Here is a 19613-nt window from a genome sequence, read left to right on the forward strand (position 1 = left end):
CATTTAAACGCTGATGACAACTTTTTTCGGTGGTGAACTTGACGAGGAAGCTCTACTATGAGGACGCATACATGAGGGAGGCAAAGGCGAAGGTTTTGGGAATTAGGGACAACGCCCTCCTCCTGGACCAGACGATATTCTACCCGACGGGCGGAGGCCAGCCCCACGACAGGGGCACAATAAACGGCGTTGAGGTTCTGGACGTCTACAAGGACGAGGGAGGGAACGTGTGGCACGTGGTTAAGGAGCCCGAGAAGTTCAAGGTTGGAGACGAGGTTGAGCTCAAAATAGACTGGGACTACCGCTACAGGCTGATGAGGATACACACAGCCATGCACCTGCTCGACCACGTGCTCAACGAGGTTCTACCAGGCGATTGGAGGCTCTACGGGAGCGGGATGAGCGCCGAGAAGGGCCGCTACGACATAGAGTATCCCGAGAACGTGAACCAGTACAAGGAGAAGATAATCGAGCTCTTCAACCGCTACGTTGACGAGGGCGGAGAGATGAAGATATGGTGGGAGGGGGAGACGCGCTACACCCAGATAAGGGACTTCGAGCCGATTCCCTGCGGCGGGACTCACGTGAGGGACATAAGGGAGATAGGCCACCTCAAGAAGCTCAAGCGCTCCAGCCTGGGGAAGGGCAAGCAGAGGCTTGAGCTGTGGCTTGAGGATTGACCCTCTTCATTCCCCCTCTTTTGGCGATATACCGACGAGTTTTTTGATAAACATAAAGGCATATTTTGGACACCGTTCAAAGGTTCTTCAAAAAAGTTGATAAAGCCCCGTGCCAACGCTGTAGCGGGTGAAACGATGGAGAAGGTAAACGTCGAAATGCTGGCCAACCTGACCAACTTTGAGATAATGTGGGAGTTGTTCAGCAAAAGGAATGAGAAGGGGGATTAAAGGAAGCTGCCCCTGTAGAGGGGCCGCAGAGCAACCTCGAAACCGGCCACGGGCATCTCGAGGCCCCAGTTTTCCAAAACTAGGGGGTGTACCTCTCCTATGATACCTATCTCTTTTCCTTCAACCACCACTTTTCCAACCCTTCCGGGGATGAAGCTCGGGTGCTCAATCTCTTCAACCTCGTACTCAAAGCCGAGGTGCCTCATGAGCCCGTCTAGGATTTCTTTGGCCTCGGTAAAGGTCACGCGCGGGTGCGCCAGAACCACCACAAGCCTGTCCTCGCTTCTCGTGAGGGTTTCGCACTCCTCGTCTATGAGCGTCGCCTTGCCCACCTCGAAGAGCCTCTGCGGGTACTCCTCGTGCGTATTCTGGCTCAGGAAATCCATCAACGACGGCAGCAGCCAGCTCCTTAGGGCGGACCACTTCATGCTCACCGGGTTCTCTATCTCCACAAGCTCCCTGGCCGGAAAGAGTGGTTCCTTGAGGTTCATGCGCTCGAACTGGGCCTCCCTGTTGGTGAGGTTGAACGTCATGACCTCCTGCAAACCAAAGCCGGCCATGAGTTCCCTGATGGCTGTGATGAAGTCTTCGAAGTCCTCACCCCTGCCCTGGACAGCCAATTTCGGCTCCTCAGGCTCAATCTCGTTGTAGCCGTAGGCTATGAGGACGTCCTCAAGAACGTCCCTCGCGTGCATTATGTCGTCGCGGAAGGCAGGATAGCGGAGCTTTGCCCTTCCGTCCTCAAGCTCGACCTCGTACATCATCCTCTCGAGGAGCTCCTTGATTTCCTCGTCGCTCAGCTCAAGGCCGGTGAGGTTCTTTATGTACTCGAGCTCGACCTCGAACTCCCTGGGCGTTAGGTCTGGCGTCTCTATCTCGAAGTCCGGATAGACTACTTTAACGCTCCTTATCTTCCCGCCGCGCTCCGCCAGAGCTGTAACGACGACATTGAGCGCTAAGAGGATCTTGTTCAGGTCCCAGCCGGTTATGTCAACGAAGACGTTTTTAGTCTCGGTGGTTACCCTCCCCGTTATCTCCGAGTTGATTACCGGCGGCATGGAGAGCACTTTGCCCTCGCTGTCCACGAGGAGCGGATAGTAGGGCTTGTCCTTTATCAGGTGGCCGTACTCCTTCCCCTTCTCGTGCTTCTCAAGGATTTCCTCGAGCGCCATCTCCTCGTCGTAGCCAAGCGGAACAAACTTCTCGGTCTTCTCGGCCGCTCTGTAGTATACCGGCGGTTTAACCTTGTCGAAGTCAAAAACGCCTATCGCTACCTCCCTTCTTCTCCTCCCGAAGGTGAGCGCGACCTTCTCCTGCAGGTTTATCATCTGCTTCAGGGCCTCTTCGTCGAGTTGTAAGCCCTCGACGATGGCGTAGACACCGTAGGGCCTGATGTCCTTCAGCTTCTCGTCAACGTAAACGACCACGTCGCTCTTTTTGACTTCGTACTCTGGCAGGCCCCTCTCCATACCGAGAGCCCACTTAACCTGTCTCGCAATCCCCTCGGCGCTCCAGAGGTCGGGCCTGTTGGTGTCCTTCGAGTCGGCCTTGAAGTAAACCTCGCCGTTCTCCTCCCAAACATCGTCGAGCTCGCATTTAGCGTAAAGGAACAGGTTCTCCCATTCTTCGACCGTGAAGCTCTTCCCTATGAGTCTCTCGAGGTCGGACTTTGAGACATCGAACTTCGGCATTTAAACACCTCCCGGGGAGAGTAGAACTTTGGGTTTATCACTTTTTTGCCGTGAGTGACCGGCGCGCTTCCTGTGGAAACTACAATGGCAAAATTTCTGCATTAATGAACATCCAAAAAATATAAAAATTCGTGGTTGTTTTACATTGCTGTTGGCGACTCTTTGGAAAGCTACCAATCAGGGAGGGAGGTCTGTGCAGTTCAAAAAGAAACTCTACGTGACCACACTCACTTCACTCGCGATTCTCGTTGTCCTCATGCTTCTGCTCCAGATTTACGCGATTAATGGCCTCTCGGGGGACGTTGAAGCGAGCATGACGGCTTCCATGAACGAGCACGCCACGAAGATTGCCCTCCTCGAGAGCGAGAAGTACGCGGAGAGAATAGAGAGGACAATGACGAACCTCAAAGTCCTAACCCGAGCAAACGCACTCTCCATCGCAAGTATCTACGACAAGAAGGTGTTCGGTCTCAGCATCACGAGCACAAACATGTTCGACACGGAGGTTACAAAGCAGCTGACGGATTTAAAGGACTCAAATCCGAACATAATAAACGCCTACTACGCCACAGACGATGGAAAGCTCTTCATAGTGCCCCCCGCGGAGCTTCCCGATGACTACGACCCGAGGGAGAGCTCGTGGTACAGGGAGGCTTCCAAGGGCCACGACCTGTGGATTGAGCCGTACAAGGACAAGATAACCGGTAAAACCGTTATAACCTACGTCACGCCTGTGGAGGTCAACGGAAAGGTGAGGGGCGTTCTGGGCGTGGATCTCGACGTTTCGAGCATTATGGATGAGATAAAACGAACAAAAATCGGGAAGACGGGGTACATATACATAGTGAGCAAAAACGGCACCATCATCCTCCACCCGAACGAGGACTACGTGGGGAAGCTCAACATAAGGGAGGAGGCCGCACTCAAAGAACTCGCGGATGCCGTGTTCTCGGGGAAGAATGAGGGCATAGTGACGTACACGTGGAAGGGCGTTGAAAAGGTGGCGGCGTTCTCAAAGAGCGGGACAACCGGGTGGGTGCTCGTGGCCACCGCCCCTAAAAACGAGCTCGTGGAGGACATCGTGCAGTCCATTGAGAGCGCAAAGTCAAGGGCGAACCACGTTCTCCTCCTGGCTCTTCTCGTTGGCCTGTTCACGGCCATGACCGTGGCTTTTATCAACATGAAGCTCCTAAACTCCACCCTAAAGCCCATCTCCCAGCTCACCCGGGCGGCCGAGTTAATAGCGGAGGGCCGTCTCACGGAGGCCAAGAAGCTCGTGGGCCGCATCAGGTACGGCGAGGAGGGGGACGAAATAGGCAAGCTCCTCAACGCCTTCCGGGCCATCAGTGAGGACGTGATAAGCACACTCAATGGTGTTATAGACAAGCTGGACGCCATGGCGAGGGGTGAGCTCAACCACAGTATAGACGAGGAGGCGAAGGGGGACCTCAGGGAAATCGTTAAGGCCCTGCGTGAGACGTCCGAACAGATGAGGGAACTCATAGGCAACATCGTCGAGGTCGGGTACGAGATAGACAGGAGGGCAAAGGTTCTCACGAGCGTCGCCAACGACGTTAGTGAATCCATCACCCAGGTTAACGAGGCGGTTCAGCAGGTGAGCATTGAGGCCCAGAGGCAGCAGGAGAACATAAACGAGATAACCGAGGGAGTAAGGCTTGTCGCGGACGTGAGCGTGGAGACCGTGAACACGATGAGGGAGTTCGAGAGGGCCCTCGGCGAGGTCGTTAGCACGGCGGAGGAAGGGAGGGCCAGCAGCGAAATTTCCGCGAAGCAGCTTCAGAGCATGAAGGAGACGATGCGCTTCATAGAGGAGGCGGTGAGTGCCGTCAACGAGATGAGCAGGAGCATCGGTGAAATTACAAATACCATCGGAAATATAGCGGAACAGACGAACCTCCTTGCGCTCAACGCGGCTATCGAAGCGGCAAGGGCTGGTGAGGCCGGCAGGGGCTTCGCAGTCGTTGCCCAGGAGATCAGGAACCTCGCCGAGGAGAGCAAGAAGGCAGCCGACAACATCAACGACATCATAGGGCGCATGACCCAGAAGGTGGAGAACGCCGTTGGTGCCACAAAGGAGGGGGTGGCGGCGGTCAACAACTCCACCAGGACACTTGAGGAGACCATAAACTACCTCTCAGGAATAGCGGACATGATAAGCCACCTGGGAAGCAGAACCGGCGAAATAGAGGAGAAGATGCTCAAAATGCAGCACGAGGTGGAGGAATCACTCCGCGCCCTTGAGAATCTCGCTGCCTCGGCTGAGGAGACCACTGCCTCGGCTGAGGAGGTCAGCTCCGCCGTTGAGGAGCAGACAGCAGCTATAGAGGAGCTGAAGAGGGCCACGGAGGAACTCAAGGCTATTGCAGACGGTCTGAGAGAGAGCGTTCAGCGGTTCCGGCTTTAGGCCGGGCCAACTTTTATATAATTCCTCCCCCACTTTTTTCGGGGGATTGGAGTGGAGAGGGTTGCCCTCAAAGTGGCCTACGATGGGAGTGCCTTCTACGGGTTCCAGCGTCAGCCCGGGCTTAGGACGGTGGAGGGAGAGATTCTAAGGGCCCTCACGAGGGTGGGAATTATAGAGGACGCGAAGAGCGCGAACTTCAGGGGGGCATCCCGAACGGACAGGGGCGTGAGCGCCCTCGGAAACGTCGTGGCTTTTGATACCGAACGGCCGGAACTAACACTCCCGAGGATTCTCAACCACCACCTCAGGGATGTGTGGGTCGTAGGAAGGGCCGTTGTCCCCCCCGAGTTCAACCCCCGCTACGCCTCGAGGGGAAAGACCTACCGCTACTACGTGGCCGGTGAGGTTGACATGGCCGCCCTCCGGGAATGTGCTTCTCTATTCGTGGGGAGGCACGATTTCAGCAACTTCGCCAGGCTTGAGAAGCACAAGAACCCCGTGAGGACGATAAAATCAATCGAGGTACTCCAAGAGGGCCCGGTGACAGTGCTCGAGTTCAGGGGGGAGAGCTTCCTCTGGGAGATGGTGAGGCGCATCACGACGGCCCTCCTCCTTTGCTCGAGGGGAGAACTCTCTACAGGTGAAGTGAGGGCGATGCTCAACCGCGAGGTCGAGAAAAAGCTCCCGCCGGCCCCACCTGAAAACCTCGTGCTCTGGGAGGTCGAGCTTCCGGGAGTCACCTTCGAGATGGGGAGTGAGGCAAGGGAGAAAATCGAAAGGGACTTCTTCGAGAGGTACGCCCGCGCGGCCGTTAGGGCGGCGTTATTCAGCGACTTTTTGCGCGCTTTTTAGACTTCTTCTCCCCGATTCCGAACTCATTCATTAGGGCCCTGTCGTAGTATTTGCCGTAGTAGCCGAGGAGGGCCTTCTGGCGCTCTATGAAGTGCGTGAAGAGCAGCGGGTCATCGTCAAGCACATCAACGATAACCGCGTTTTTCCCGTTTTTCGGTCTTAAGGCGCGCCCTATCGTCTGTATCGTCATGACGTCGCTTTTCCCACCACCGGCGAGGATTATAGCCGATATCTCGGGTATGTCCACGCCCTCCTTGAGGAGCGTGGAGACGAGTACGTTTATCTCGCCGTTTCTGTAGGCCTCGAGTATCTCCCACCTGTTCGGCGTTTGGGAGCTCAGGAACTCCGCGTTAACCCCGTGCTCCTTAAGCATCTTCACGAGCTCCTCACCGTGCTCTATCCTCTTAACGTCTATCAGAACGCGATGACCCTTCTTCGCGAGCCTTACAGCTTCGCTGACTATGGCCCTGTTCCTCTCGTGGTGGTTCATCACCATCTCCTCGTAGAACTCCTTGTAACGCTCGCTGAAGGGAACCTTCTCGCTCTCGTAGCGGAGCACCTTAAAGCGCGGCCTCGCGAGGAAGCCCTCCTTTATGAGCGTGTCTGCCCTTATCTCGTAGATGATGGGTCCTATTGCACCCTCAATCTTTATCTCCTCCCCCTTAACGCGCCTCCACGGTGTGGCCGAGAGCCCGAAGCGGTACTTCTGGGGGAGGCTCATGCCGAGCTCAAAGAACTTCTCGGCGGCGGAAGTGCGGTGGCACTCGTCGAACATGACAACGCCGTAGTCGAGTGAGAGCTTATCAACGCCCCTCGAAAGCAGCGTCTGGATCATGGCCACAGTTACGGGCCTCTCCTCCCAGTTGTTGTCCCCCACTATGCCCGGTTTAACCCCGAGAACGCGCTCCACCTGCTCCGCCCACTGGTAGAGGAGCTCCTTGGTGTGGACGATTATGAGCGATGAGATGTTCAGCTCGTGGATGATTCTGAGACCAACTATGGTCTTACCGCTCCCCACGGGGAGGGCAAGAACACCCATGCCGGCCTTTAGGGCCTTCTTAACACCCCTCTGCTGGTAGGGCCTTAGCTTTATCTCCTCGTTCCATTCCCCGTTTATTGGGACGCCCTTAACGGTCCTCTCGTCCCTGACGCGCACCCTTATTCCCTTCTCCCTGAAGAACTCCCTCACCCGCGGTATCACCCCCACGGGCAGGGCACGCTCATAGGGGTCGTATATCGTTTCGGCCCTTTTCCACTTCCCAAAATCGCGCTTGTACGTTAGAAGGTTCTCAATGAGAAAGTAAGCCTTGGGGGGAGCGTTCACGATGTACGCTCTCGCGCTCCCGTCAGGTATGCGGAGGGTGATGGTGTTCGTCACGGTGTTCATGGCGAATCAAAATAAACTCTCTTCCTTATCCCTTTAAATACCTTTTGTGCGGGAGTGAAAATACTTCGATTTCCCGGAGATTCTGGGAAATAATTTCGGACGGGCATTTACAAAAAATTCCAGCAAGTTTTTTAACCATAAAACCTTTCACATATCTGAAAGCTTATGGAGGGCTGAGAATGGGAGTGGAGAAGGTTCCGAAGTACGACATACCCACGAAAAAGGTTGATTACGTTTTTATTGAGCTCGATAAGATGAAACCTCACGAGCAGCTCGTTCAGAAGGAGCTTGAGGCCTTTATCGAGAGCGTCACCGGCTCCGGAATATTCTGGAAGCCCATGCTCCTCGCGAAGGTTCCCGGTGAGGACATGTACCTCATCGTTGACGGCCACCACCGCTGGGCCGGCCTCCAGAAGCTCGGCGCCAAGAAGGCCCCGTCAGTTATTCTCGACTACTTCAGCGACGACGTCAAGGTATACACCTGGTACCCGGCCTTCAAGGGCGACCTCAACGAGGTTCTCGAGAGGCTCAAGAAGGAAGGCCTTGAGGTCATCGAGGACCCTGAGGCCGAGGAGAAGGCCGAGAGGGGCGAGATAGCCTTTGCCCTTGTCGGCGAGAAGAGCTTCGCCATACCCGGTTCCCTTGAGGAACAGAAGAAGGTCAGCAAGGTTCTCGACGAGATGAGCGTTGAGGGCAAGATAGAGCTCATCTACTACGGCCTCAAGGAGGACGCCAGGGAGGACATGGGCAAGGGTGAGATTAACTACGTCTTCATCAGGAAGGCCCCGAGCAAGGAGGAAGTTATGGAGCTCGTGAAGAGGGGAGAGGTTTACTCCCCGAAGACCACCAGGCACGTCCTTCCCTTCAACCCGGACAAGATCGATGTGAAGCTCGAGGAGCTCTTCTGAAGGCCCCGCGCCTTCTCTTTCTTCCACACCCGATGCCCTTTTATTCTCTCCCGCCAATCTTCCCAAGGTGGTGGAGATGCTCTTCAAGAAGAGGGGGACGTTTACGGTCGAAGATGCCCAGAGGGTAATAGAACTCGCCAGCGAAGAGAACGAGCGCGAAATCATCGTGATGTGCGAGGTTATAGAGGAGGAGGCGCGCAGAAGACTATGGGACTACGCCAGGGGAGTCGAGCTGATGGCCGACCTCACGGGGGAGAAGAGGAAGGTGAGGGTGGAGATACTTGAGGGCTACGTGAGCGACCACGTGAGGGGAGTTGAGCTGTGAGGACGTTCATAATCAAGGCCAATGAGGCACACACGAAGGCCGATTTCAGCCTCTCCGACCTTCCCGGAACGAGCGGCAGGATAGACCTGTTATGTCGCGCGCTCAACGCTGCCTTCATGCTCTCCCACGGCTTCAGGAAGAGCGTGAGGGTGTGGCTCAACCTCAACGGCCCGCCTAACCCTCCAAAGACCATCCGCTTCGAGGGGCCGCGCCTCAAAGTACGCCTCAACCCGGACGAGAGGAGCACGGCAAAGCTCATAGCGAAGGCACTGAAGGGGGGCGAAGGCCTCAGGGAGCCGGTCAAAGAGGTCGAAGTACTCCCCGGCCTCTACGTGAGCAACATGACGTTCGAGGACGTGGTTAGGAGAACACTGAAGGAGGCGAGGCTCTTCCACCTCCACGAGAACGGGAGGGATATCTCGGATGTAAGCTTTGGGGGAAACGTCGCCTTCGTCCTCGGAGACCACATAGGGCTCAGCGAAGAGAACGAGCGGTTTTTGGACGGCATCTCAGAGCGCATAAGCGTCGGCCCAAAGGTTTATTTAACCTCCCACGTCATCTCCTACGTGAACATCACCCTCGACAGGCTCCGCCTGGGATGAGGAGAACTCCCTGGACTGAGCCGTGATGAAGACCGGTTTTCCGACCCGGAGGTGAACGTATGGCGATTTACTTCATAGGTCTGGGCCTCTACGACGAGAAGGACATAACCCTCAAGGGCCTCGAGACTGCGAGAAAGTGCGATGCAATCTTTGCGGAGTTCTACACCTCCCTCTTAGCGGGAACCACCATAGAGAAGGTGGAGGAGCTCATAGGAAAGCCAATTAGACGGCTGAGCAGGGAAGAGGTCGAGCTCCACTTCGAGAGGATCGTGCTGAGCGAGGCGAAGGACAAAGACGTGGCCTTCCTCACAGCTGGCGATCCAATGGTGGCAACAACTCACTCCGATTTGAGACTGAGGGCAAAGGAGATGGGGGTGGAAAGCTACGTCATCCACGCCCCGAGCATCTATTCCGCGATAGCGATAACCGGCCTGCACATCTACAAGTTCGGCAAGAGTGCCACCGTTGCATATCCCGAGAAGAACTGGTTCCCCACGAGCCACTACGACGTGATAAGGGAGAACAAAGAACGCGGGCTCCACACGATGCTCTTCCTCGACATTAAAGCCGAGCAGAACCGCTACATGACCGCCAACGAGGCGATGGAGATACTCCTCCAGGTCGAGAAGATGAAAAGGGAGGGCGTTTTCACAGAGGAGACGCTCGTGGTTGTTTTAGCCAGGGCCGGCTCGCTCAACCCGACGCTAAGGGCGGGCTACGTCAGGGACATGCTAAAGGAGGACTTCGGAAGACAGCCGCACGTCATGGTCGTCCCCGGGAGGCTCCACATAGTTGAGGCGGAGTATCTGGTGGGGTTCGCGGGGGCGCCGAGGGAGATACTGGAGGATGTTTGAGAGGTTTGGGCCCTACGGGGGCCACCCTCCAAAAACTTTATAAGCCTGAGCCGGAAAAAGAAGGTTGCGTTGGGCTGGGCCCGTGGTCTAGACTGGTTATGACGTCGCCCTCACACGGCGAAGGTCCGGGGTTCGAATCCCCGCGGGCCCACCAGTACAAACTTCGCCTGCGCGAAGTTTGATCAAGGTTCGTAGCTCTTTGCCAGAATGCTAATTCTACGCGATTTTTCCTGTCGAAAGACTATTTTTGAAAGCGAGAACTCTTAAATTTGTCCCATTAACGCGTGTTTAGCTCTAAATCGGCGCTCACAGGGCGCCAAAAGGAAGAAAACACTTTTTCAAAAAGCTCCCCCCGCCGGTTCTCATTCAAAAATAAGCACTTACACAGCAAAAAATCCCGAATAAAAACCCTTCCTGAGAAGAGCTACAAACTTTTTAGTGAAGCTTTTGGAAAAAGCTTCAGCGCTGGCGGAAGAGGAGTATGAGATTCTAACAAGCAAGTTTTTAAGCGGGTTTACTCCCTAACCTGCTGATTTGGCAGGATTTCCTCATAGTATAGTGCCCAAGGGCACTAAAAAGAAAGTTCGAAATCACAATTTGCGAATGAGTTTAGAGAGTAAACCCGCATGGAGTTGCCTCCAGAGCGAGCATACGCCCCTCCAACAAGCTAGTTAAAAAAAGAAGGGAGAGTTTTTTGGTCAAGCTTTTTCCAAAAGCTTGCAGAGCAAAGTTTCATCAAAGGTGGAATGTCCTTGTTAAAGTGCTGGATTCCAGAGGATTCTCTCTTCAACTAGCAGTTTTTAAAGGGGTTTCTTCACAGTACAACGCCCGGAGGGCGTTAAAAAAGAAGAAACCGCATTATTCTGCCCACTTGCCCGGAGAATCCAGCACTATCAGACCAATCCTGGAGGACATTGAAACTTTTGGTGAAGCTTTTTTCAAAAGCTTCAGCGCTGGCGGAAGAAGAGTGCTATTTTTAAAACAGGGAAGTTTTTGAGCGAGTTTTGCATTACCTCGTAGTTTTAACCTGTTTCAGTGGCACTTGCCCGTTGCACGATTAATTCCCTGCCCGTTTAAGAGGCAGAACCCCTTTGATCAAACTTTGCTGTGGAAAGTTTGTTTGCTGAGCAAAAGTTTGATCAAGGTTCGTGGTTCCTTCTAAACTGTACTTTTACTAGGGAATTCCTTCTAAAAACCTCTCCTAGGGTGGAATTTCTCAAATATTGCCCAATTGAACAGGAGTTTTTCTCACTTTGACGCCCTTCGGGCGTCTTTTACAATGGAAACTCACGGGTAAAAAGCATACTGGGCTTAGAATTCACAACCACAGGACAGGTTTCTAAGAAAAATCCACTCAGAACAGCTCGCGAACAAGAACCACCAACTTTGATGAAACCTTACAAGCAAAGTTTCTTCGGTCAAACTTTTTCTAAAAGCTTCAGCGCCGCTTTCACTGGCATTCAAGCGTCCCTGACGGATGACGGGAGATTATCCTCTCCAGAACATTTCACCGGTGGGGTTAAAAAGGGCGGTGCCCTTCCCCCTCCGGTGGTGTGGATGAAGATACACTACGAGTGCTTTGCCTGCGCCGCCAACCAGTGCCAGAGGATAGTGGAGATGGGTACAGATAATCTCGAACTGCGGAAGAAGGGCGTTATCGAGGCGGCGAAGCTGATGGCAAGCATAAGTGGATACTCTGTTCCAGCGATTTTCGGGAGCGAGGTCTTCCTCGGCGTTTACAAGGTCATAGGCAATGACGACCCGTTCAAAGAGTACAAGGAACTCTCCAACAAGCTTGCGGAGAAGGTCGTAAGCGATCTCGAAAAGGAGGAAATGGACATCAGAACGGCCCTAAAGCTCGCCATCATTGGGAACGTGATTGACTTCGCAGTAGGCTACTCTCCAGAGAAGATCGAGGAAGACGTAAAGACCATGCTCAAAGAGGAGCTCTACATCGACCACTCAGACGAGCTTTTTGAGGCTCTCAAAAGCGCGAAGACCCTCCTCTACCTCACTGACAACTGCGGGGAGATTTACTTCGACAGGCTCTTTTTGAAAAAACTAAAAGAGACCTTTCCGCACCTTGAAATCTACATAGCGGGCAAGGAGGAGCCGATGATAAACGACGCCACCGTTGAAGACCTGAAGAAAGCGGGCTTCGAGGAGCTTGGGAGGGTAATCTCAACTGGCACGAGGATCGTTGGGGTTCCGCTCGACAGGGTCTCCGAGGAGTTTAAGAGCATTTTCGAAAGTGCCGACGTGATAATAGCGAAGGGCCAGGGCAACTTTGAGACGCTGAGCGAAATAAACGATACCAGGGTCTTCTACCTCCTCAAGGCGAAGTGCAGGCCGATAGCGAGGGAGCTTGGGGTGCCGCAGGGGAGCATGGTGTGTATGCGGGCCAGGTAGGCCGCTTCTCCTCTTTCGGAAACTCCAGCGGGATATTTTGATCATGATCTTATTACTACAGCTCGAAAATTCGTTGGTCTCAGAGGGAAGGGCCGCAGAGGCAGTAGCTAAAAGCGTTGAGGAGGAAGGATGTGCTGAGGGACTTCGAAACCCTTATAAGTTCAAAAACCTACTCAAGAGTATGATACTCACGAGTAAGTTCATTGACAGGGAGGCGGAGCTGAACTTCCTGAGGGAGCGCTATAACTCTGGAGAGGCAGAGCTGATAATCCTCTACGGCAGGAGGAGGATTGGGAAGACCTACCTCCTGCGGAAGTTCCTTGAGGAGACCGGTGGGGTATACCTCCTCGCGGAGGAGAACGAGACCAACCTCGAGGATTTCTCATTAAGACTGGCCGACTACTTCAAAGACCCCTTCCTTAGGGAGAACCCCATAAGGAGCTGGGGGGCTTTCTTCACCTATCTGGCGGGGAAGAGCGGGGAGAGGCTCGTTGTGGTGATAGATGAAGTCCAGTATCTCGCTCGGTCGGACAGGGGCTTCCTCAGCACGCTCCAGAAGTACTGGGATTTGCACCTCTCGAACACGAGGATAATGCTCGTCCTCTGCGGCTCCCTTGTCTCCTTCATGGAGGGCATGTTATCAGCAAAGTCTCCTATCTACGGAAGGAGAACGGGAGCCTGGAAGGTGGACGAGATAGGCTTCTTCGATGCCCTTGAGTTCCACCCGATTGACATCGAGACTGCCGTTAAGGTCTATTCGGTCTTCGGCGGCGTCCCCCAGTACTGGGCGGACTACGACCCGAGTAAGGGCTTCTGGGACAACATGAGAGCTTTGCTCCTCTCGAAGGGGGCGAAGTACTACGACGAGCCCAAGTACCTCCTCAAGGAGGAGCTCAGGGACGTTTCGAGGTACTTCTCCATACTTCGGGCGATAGCGCTCGGTTACACGCGCTTCGGCCAGATAGCGAACAAGGCGAAGATAGAGACGAAGAGCCTCGGCAAGTACCTCAACGTCCTGGAGGAGATGGGCTACGTTCGAGAGGAAAAGCCCGTGGTCGGCAGGGGGAGGGGCGTTTACAGGATAAGCGATGCCCTCTTCAACTTCTGGTTCCGGTTCGCCTTCCCTCGGAGGGACGAGATAGAGATGGGCTTCGACGTCGTGGAGGGTATAAAGGACGAGTTCAGCGAGTACCTCGGTTTAGCCTTTGAGGGGATAGCGAAGCAGTTTCTGGTTGAGCTGAACAGGGCTGGAGAGCTCCCCTTCCGCTTTACCAAGATCGGCCGCTGGTGGCGTAAGGGGGAGGAGATTGATTTGGTGGCTTTGAACGAGCGGGAGAAGAAGGCGTTGTTCGTCGAGGTTAAGTGGAAGGATTTGAGCGAGAGAGAAGCGAGGGGAATTCTGAAAGACCTTGAAAGAAAGGCCGAGCTCGTCGGGCTTGACGGCTGGGAGAAATATTACGGGCTGGTCGCCAAAAAAGTCGAGAGAAAGGAGAGACTAAGAGGAGAAGGCTGGCTGGTCTGGGACTTGGGGAACTTCGGGCAGTTAGGGAAGTGATTTTTAAGGATCTTCACTGGGTTGAAAACCTCTGGCTGGACATCTTCGAAAGCGTTTTAGGGATTAAAGCGTATTTTCTCAGGGGAATACTCCAAGTGGTTGGGGTAACGAGTGAGGAGAGCGAAAGAGGGAGCCAATCGGGGATGCAAAAATAACCGTGGGAGGGTAAAAAGGTGTACGGGCCGTATAAAAGAGAAATAGGCAAAACGGAAAAGGGACATATTCGAACCGAGACGAAAGAGGAAAAAAATATTACGAAGCGCTGAACGAACACCTTCCGCGTTTTCATAGTAACTTTGGCCTATTCAGAAAGATCGTAAAGACCCTCTACCCAGAAGCGAAGGAGACAGATATCCAGAAGTACGGAACGCAGATATTGGCTGATGGTAAACAACTCAGGGGCTTCGGGATATGGGTAGAGGGGTACGGGAAGCATGCTGAGCAAGTGCCGGCATGGGAGTATCCAAAGCTATCCCTGTTTTACCGACTGCTGACGTCGCTAACCGCCATGAAGCACAACCTGGATCTGGAGGACGCGTTCAGGGCATTATCCGTGGAGCTACCGAAAAGGCTGGGACACAGGGTTCCAAAACCCGAGGAAATCGATGAGTTGGAGAAAAAGGTGAACGAGCTCGTGCAGGAAGGCCTCCTTCCGGAAACAGCTAAGCAGGATGTTGTAGATCTGGCGAAGGAGTTGTCCCAAATCGTGTACGAAGTGTTTCCTGATAAGAAGTCTGTTCTCAAACACCGCGAGAAAATACTAACCCAGATTAACAAGGATAGGAGCTGGGGAGTGAAGGGAAAATCACTAGGAGACTACTGGTACGAGGTAGTGCTCGAGGATGTTCTGAAGAAGCACAGCAACAGGGTTTCTGAGATCATGAAGAGGGGTGCGCCGCAGGTACCGAAAGAAGAGGAAAAGATGCCGACCACCAAAACCATCACAAAGACAGAACCGTCCGTGGAGGAGAAGGCGTTACAGGCATTGAAGAGCATGGGGATAGACGTAAAGTTAGAGGGCAGAGAGACCGCGGAGAGGAAGGCAAAGATATTCGCGTGGCTGGAGAGGGAGGGGCTCGTAGAGGTGGAGGAGGAGAACGGGAAGCCCGTGGTCGTCCCGACGGAGGAGTTCCACAGAATGGTATCGAGGGTGGGGCCAAAGGCAGCGGCGGCAGTGATAAAGAAAGCCTCGGAAGAGAACGAACCCCTTTCAAGAGCTTTAAGGATCGCGAAAGTTCTTGAAGCCCTCGACGGGAAGCTCCCCGAAGGAAAGGGCGTTATAAGGAGCTTAAATCTCTTTACAGCCGGCCTCCTCTCGCTCGAAGACCTCTCAAGGCTCTGGGGGGTCGATGCTAAAGAGCTCTTAAAGTCCTCGCCCGGAGCGGTCAAGGCACTCCTTGAGGCGATGGAAGAGTTCGAGCTTACCGCTCCAGAGGTTCCGGTCGAATGGCTCCCAATCCTCGAAAGGCTGAGGGATAACCCAACCGAGGAAGATTTGAGAAGGGCCCTCAGCATGGCCACCGTTGGGAGAATGACCTTCTCTGCCCTTGAGTCAACAGCCATCAGGGGACTGCCGGAGAGGAGTGAGGAGATCGAGGCGCTCTTATCGGGAATCCTGAGAAAGACCCCGGAGCTCCTCCCGTTCTCGGTAGAGATTCCGGGGGAGCTTGAGGAAGAGTTCAGAGAGCTTTCAAGGGTTCTGGCACTCATGAAGGATGCCTCGTACCTTGAGAAGATTGAGGCTGAGGTTTCGCCTCTGGTGGAGAAGCTGCCGGAGGGGAGGGTCGGCCTCTTCAGGAGGGAGTCGCCGAGGAAGAGGGTGGAAGACTTCGCCGTCTTGCTCACGGAGGGCAGTCTCTCTGAGGAGGAAGCCGAGGAGAGGGCCGAAGAGCTGAAGGGTTACTTGAAGTCCTACCTGAGCGGGGAAGAGGCCGAGAAGTTAGTTGATACCCTGCTCCTCCCCTTCAGGGCCAAAAGGCTCAAGGAAAGGTACGGGAGCGCTGAGGGCTTTCTCTTCGAGTACGCGCACGCGAGGGCTTCCCGCTACCTGCTCGCCGAGGCTTATGTCTTTGAGGCTTTGATGGGAGAAATGGAGAGCCTTCACGATGCTCTCGTTAGAGTCCTCGCCGGGGTGCCTTCGCTCGGGAGGGAGAAGGTTTCATTAAAAGGCGTTGAGAGGAACAGGAGAGAGCTTGAGAGTCTGCTTGGTGAATGAGTAGTAATAGACGTGAAGAAAGCCCAGAAAGGGCGCTCCTTAATTTCCCTTTTCCTTTGTGTAGTATAGTGCACAATTTCTTGATTTTTTGTGCACTACGAGTTTTTGAGTGAAGTCTTCAAGCACAAGGCTTAAATAGTTGCAATACGATTAGACTAATCATGATACAACAATTTGTTGACAGGAAGAACGAACTCGATGCCCTCGAAAGGGCATGGAAAAGCGAAGGGTCAGAAATGATAGTTATCTACGGCAGGAGAAGAGTTGGCAAGACTGCTCTCACCCTCAGATTCATTGAGGGGAAGCCTGCGGTGTACTTTCTCGCCGATGAAAGGGGGGAAGAAAACCTTGGGGAGTTCAGGAGGAAGGTAGCGGAGTTCTTTGACGATCCAGTGCTCGGGAGGTCGGACCTCGGCTGGCTTGAGCTTTTTGAATATCTTGCCAGAAAGGGTGAAAAGCTCGTCGTGGTGATTGACGAGCTCCCCTACATCGTAGAGCACGATAAGGCCTTTCCCTCGGTGCTCCAGAAAGCGTGGGATTCCCACCTTCAGGAATCCACCGTGAAACTCGTGCTCGTGGGGTCGTCCATAGGCATGATGGAGGACCTCCTCGGGTATAAAAGCCCTCTCTACGGCAGGAGGACGATGCAGATCGAGCTTAAACCGCTGAGATACTGGCACGTTAGGGAGTTCCTGCCGTCCTACTCGGAGGGGGACCTTATGAGGGTCTACGGTGCCGTTGACGGCATTCCCCTTTACCTCCGGCAGTTCAGGGATGAGCTAAGCTTTTGGGAAAACCTCGAAAACCTCATGCTTAGGAAGGAGAGCTTCCTCTACGCGGAGGCCGAGTTTCTTCTGAGGCAGGAGTTCAGGGAGCCGGCGAGATACTTCGCGATCCTGAGGGCGATATCGCTCGGAAAGACGAAGCACGGAGAGATAGTGGACTACACGGGATTTGACAGGGGAGTGGTCTCGAAGTACCTCGACAACCTCGCCAAGATAAGGGTGGTCAGAAAGGTTTACCCTGCCTTTGAGCCGGAGAAGAGAAGGAACATGAGGTACGAGATGGCCGACAACTACTACGCCTTCTGGTTCCGCTTCGTCTATCCTAACAGGGAGCTCGTCGAAAGGGAACTCTACAGTGAAGCCTTGGAGGTTGTAAAGAGAGACTACGACCACTACATGGGCAGGGTGTTTGAAAAAGCCTCCCTCGACTTCCTGTGGAAGCGCTTCGCCTTCAAGCGTGCCGGAAGGTGGTGGGGTAGGAGAGAAGAAATCGACGTCGTGGGGCTCAAGGGTGGAACAGCCCACTTTTTTGAGGTAAAGTGGAAGGAATTGAAGGAGAGGGAAGCGAAGGGAATTCTAAAAGACCTTGAGAGGAAGGCGGAACTCGTAAACAAGCTGAAAGGTCTACCGAAGAGGTTTGGGCTGGTGGCGAGGAGAATCGAGGGGAAGGAGAGGCTCGCCGATGAGGGCTACTTGGTGTTCGACCTCAAAGACATGTTCAAGTCCTAAGTTGCCCTCTTCTCCCCCTCCGGAAACTTCCAGCTCTTTGTTATCTTTGTCACGTTCCTCACGAGGGCCTTCTCCTCGGGGTGCCTCGACACGAGTTCCTCCATGAATGAAATCAGCTCGTCGTAGGCGGGCATGTCTACCGGGAAGGGCACATTATCCTTTCCACCGACGGCGTAGGTGAACTTGAAGGGGTCAGGCGGGTGGGTTACAGGATCCTTCCAGCTCGGGTGGACGTCGTAGACCAGCTCAAGAACCAGCGAGAGCGCCCTGAGCGTGCTTGGCCCGAGGCCCTTCAGGAGCAGAAATTCCTCGTAGTTGCTAACACTTAACTCGCGGGCGAACTCCAGTGCTCTCTTGTTGAGCTCAAACCTTCCAAGGCTCTCGTAGCGCTTTATCATGTCCTTCTCCCACGGCTCCCTCGGCTTGTAGTAGACGAGCGGACGGTAGCCCTTCGCTATTGCCTTCAGGCTTTCGAGCTCCCGCTCTATCCTCTCCGGCCTCTCCTGGACAACGTCGAGGAGCGTCTTCTGGTACTCCCTAGCTTCCTTTGAGACGGTGTTGAGGGCGAACTCCCTCTCCAAACCTGCTATAGCCTTGTGGGGGTCGAGAATGAAGGTTTCACTATTAAACCAGTGAAAGCGCCTCGCCATCCTCTCCCGCTCGTTCATCCCCTGCTGTATTACCGCCCAGCTGCCCTCCTCGTCCAGGAAGAAGACGTGGTGGTAAAGCTGGTAGCCCGTTTGAAGCGCCACCGTGTCAACCTTCGCAACGAGCCGGGAAGTCCTCACGTATGGTTCTGGATTGAGGTCGTAGAGCTTCCCTATAGCCTTCAGCTCCTCCGGTGTTGCACGGCTCTTCTTTCCCTTTCCGCCGGCCGCTTTAAGGCCGAGCTCCTCCTTCCATAGGGTGTCCTTTATCATTCCGGCGGTTACCGTTGTAGAGCCCGATGAGTCCCAGTCCATGCCTATGACGTTGTTGAACGCTTGAAACCACACCGGGTCGGAGAGCCTCTCGAGGAGCCCCTTCGTCCCGTACTCCTCCACCGCGAGAAGGAGGACTAAGCGGGTTAGCTTCCTCATCCTCTGGGCGAGCCACGCTGGAACGTGCCCTCCATGGAGCGGCAAATCAGCTACGTTCCTCATACCCTCACCATCTCCCATCCTCCCCGGTGGATTTCTATTCCCTCGCTCCTAACCCCGAGGCGCTTTATCGTCTCCTTCAGCCCTTCCACGAACTTCCAGAACTTTTCATCGTCCGTGAGTACGGTGTAGCTCTCGGGAAAGTGCTCCCTAAGGAGCTCCCTGAAAGCCCTCCCTGCCGCCCTCAGGTTGAGCACCTCGAAAAAGTAGCTCCCCACGAAGTCCCTGCTCTCCCTCACGAGCTCCTCCACGTCCGTTATCCCTGGAATTATGGGGCTCACAAAGGCGTAGGTTTCTATGCCCTCCTCGTGGAGGACCTTGAGCGCGCTCAGCCTCGCCTTAAGGGTGGGCGTGAGCGGCTCTATGAGCATCTTCTCCCTCCCCTCGAAGGTGTTGAGCGTGAGCCCCACCTCCACCGAGGGAAACCGCTTTAGAACGTCAACGTCCCTCGTAACGAGGGGACTCTTTGTGAGGATGCTGAGTTTGTTCCTTTTGTCCATCTTTTCGAGCACCCTTCTCGTGAGCTTGAGGCGGGCCTCGAGGGGCTGGTAGGGGTCGCTCACCGTGGACATCACCACCTCCCCCCTAACGTGCCTCGCCGCCAGCTCGGGAGCGTTTCTCTTGACCTCCACCCACTCCCCCCACTCACCGTAGGGCTTCCACCGGCAGAGAAAGCGCGCGTAGCAGTATTTGCAGGCGAAGGCGCACCCAACGTACTGGTTTACCACCCAGTCCACGCCCGGGATTTTGGAGCGGGTGTAGAGCGTTTTCGCATCCCTCTCGATGACGCGCACCATGATCTCATGTCGGAAACGCTTTTATTAAAGGC

Annotated in this window: 16 protein-coding genes and 1 tRNA gene; 13 read left to right on the plus strand and 4 right to left on the minus strand. The window is 54.5% G+C overall.

The features are described 5' to 3' along the window. The first annotated feature begins 38 nt into the window (after positions 1–38). Complete coding sequence (locus PFER_RS02115; RefSeq protein ID WP_048148231.1) at positions 39–680, plus strand: alanyl-tRNA editing protein; 642 nt, start codon at positions 39–41, stop codon at positions 678–680. A gap of 224 nt (positions 681–904) precedes the next feature. On the opposite strand, the gene pheT is transcribed toward PFER_RS02115, so the two are convergent. Continuing rightward, complete coding sequence (gene pheT / locus PFER_RS02120; protein WP_048148234.1) at positions 905–2599, minus strand: phenylalanine--tRNA ligase subunit beta; 1695 nt, start codon at positions 2597–2599, stop codon at positions 905–907. Between the two features lie 193 nt (positions 2600–2792). On the opposite strand from pheT, the gene PFER_RS02125 reads away from it, so the two are divergent. Together PFER_RS02125 and truA are read left to right on the plus strand one after the other, a co-directional pair. Beyond that, a complete protein-coding gene (locus PFER_RS02125) occupies positions 2793–5024 on the plus strand; it encodes a methyl-accepting chemotaxis protein (RefSeq protein ID WP_048148236.1) in 2232 nt (743 codons plus the stop codon). Between the two features lie 51 nt (positions 5025–5075). Then, positions 5076–5876 (plus strand): tRNA pseudouridine(38-40) synthase TruA, encoded by an 801-nt coding sequence (gene truA / locus PFER_RS02130; RefSeq protein WP_048148239.1) that lies wholly within the window; start codon positions 5076–5078, stop codon positions 5874–5876. On the opposite strand, the gene PFER_RS02135 is transcribed toward truA, so the two are convergent. Next, entirely contained in the window at positions 5851–7263 is a 1413-nt protein-coding gene (locus PFER_RS02135; protein ID WP_048148246.1) for a DEAD/DEAH box helicase, read from the minus strand. The genes truA and PFER_RS02135 overlap by 26 nt on opposite strands. Positions 7264–7442: 179 nt before the next feature. Between PFER_RS02135 and serK the strand changes: the two genes are divergently transcribed. The 10 genes from serK (at position 7443) to PFER_RS02185 (ending at position 17645) form a co-directional block, all read left to right on the plus strand. After that, entirely contained in the window at positions 7443–8171 is a 729-nt protein-coding gene (gene serK / locus PFER_RS02140; RefSeq protein ID WP_048148248.1) for an L-serine kinase SerK, read from the plus strand. 76 nt (positions 8172–8247) lie between these two features. Beyond that, complete coding sequence (locus PFER_RS02145) at positions 8248–8496, plus strand: hypothetical protein (protein WP_048148250.1); 249 nt, start codon at positions 8248–8250, stop codon at positions 8494–8496. Next, complete coding sequence (gene trmY / locus PFER_RS02150; RefSeq protein WP_048148253.1) at positions 8493–9098, plus strand: tRNA (pseudouridine(54)-N(1))-methyltransferase TrmY; 606 nt, start codon at positions 8493–8495, stop codon at positions 9096–9098. Before PFER_RS02145 ends, trmY begins: the two co-directional genes overlap by 4 nt. A gap of 59 nt (positions 9099–9157) precedes the next feature. Beyond that, a complete protein-coding gene (dph5, locus tag PFER_RS02155) occupies positions 9158–9952 on the plus strand; it encodes a diphthine synthase (protein ID WP_048148255.1) in 795 nt (264 codons plus the stop codon). Positions 9953–10028: 76 nt separating this feature from the next. Further along, a tRNA-Val gene (locus PFER_RS02160) sits at positions 10029–10106 on the plus strand. A gap of 606 nt (positions 10107–10712) precedes the next feature. Then, positions 10713–10949: a hypothetical protein gene (locus PFER_RS02165; RefSeq protein ID WP_170218344.1), complete on the plus strand. Its 237-nt coding sequence runs from the start codon at positions 10713–10715 to the stop codon at positions 10947–10949. Positions 10950–11509: 560 nt separating this feature from the next. Continuing rightward, positions 11510–12361, plus strand: coding sequence for a damage-control phosphatase (locus PFER_RS02170; protein ID WP_048148260.1), 852 nt, complete (start codon positions 11510–11512; stop codon positions 12359–12361). Positions 12362–12542: 181 nt separating this feature from the next. Continuing rightward, the gene (locus tag PFER_RS02175; RefSeq protein WP_048148366.1) at positions 12543–13916 is read left to right on the plus strand and encodes an ATP-binding protein; all 1374 of its coding nucleotides are present in this window, start codon (positions 12543–12545) and stop codon (positions 13914–13916) included. A gap of 445 nt (positions 13917–14361) precedes the next feature. Next, complete coding sequence (locus PFER_RS02180; RefSeq protein ID WP_157255015.1) at positions 14362–16131, plus strand: hypothetical protein; 1770 nt, start codon at positions 14362–14364, stop codon at positions 16129–16131. Positions 16132–16292: 161 nt separating this feature from the next. After that, positions 16293–17645 carry an ATP-binding protein gene (locus PFER_RS02185; RefSeq protein ID WP_048148264.1) on the plus strand — a complete coding sequence of 451 codons (1353 nt, stop codon included), beginning with the start codon at positions 16293–16295 and terminating at the stop codon, positions 17643–17645. Here the strand turns inward: PFER_RS02185 and PFER_RS02190 are convergent. Continuing rightward, a complete protein-coding gene (locus tag PFER_RS02190) occupies positions 17642–18787 on the minus strand; it encodes a DUF763 domain-containing protein (protein WP_048148267.1) in 1146 nt (381 codons plus the stop codon). The two genes, PFER_RS02185 and PFER_RS02190, sit on opposite strands and share 4 nt — an antisense overlap. Next, on the minus strand, positions 18784–19581 hold the full coding sequence (locus PFER_RS02195; protein ID WP_394296991.1) for an SPL family radical SAM protein: 798 nt from the start codon (positions 19579–19581) through the stop codon (positions 18784–18786). The genes PFER_RS02190 and PFER_RS02195 overlap by 4 nt, the downstream gene beginning before the upstream one ends. Between the last annotated feature and the right edge of the window lie 32 nt (positions 19582–19613).

Origin of the sequence: Palaeococcus ferrophilus DSM 13482 (genome assembly GCF_000966265.1) — an archaeon.
GTDB classification, from domain to species: domain Archaea; phylum Methanobacteriota_B; class Thermococci; order Thermococcales; family Thermococcaceae; genus Palaeococcus; species Palaeococcus ferrophilus.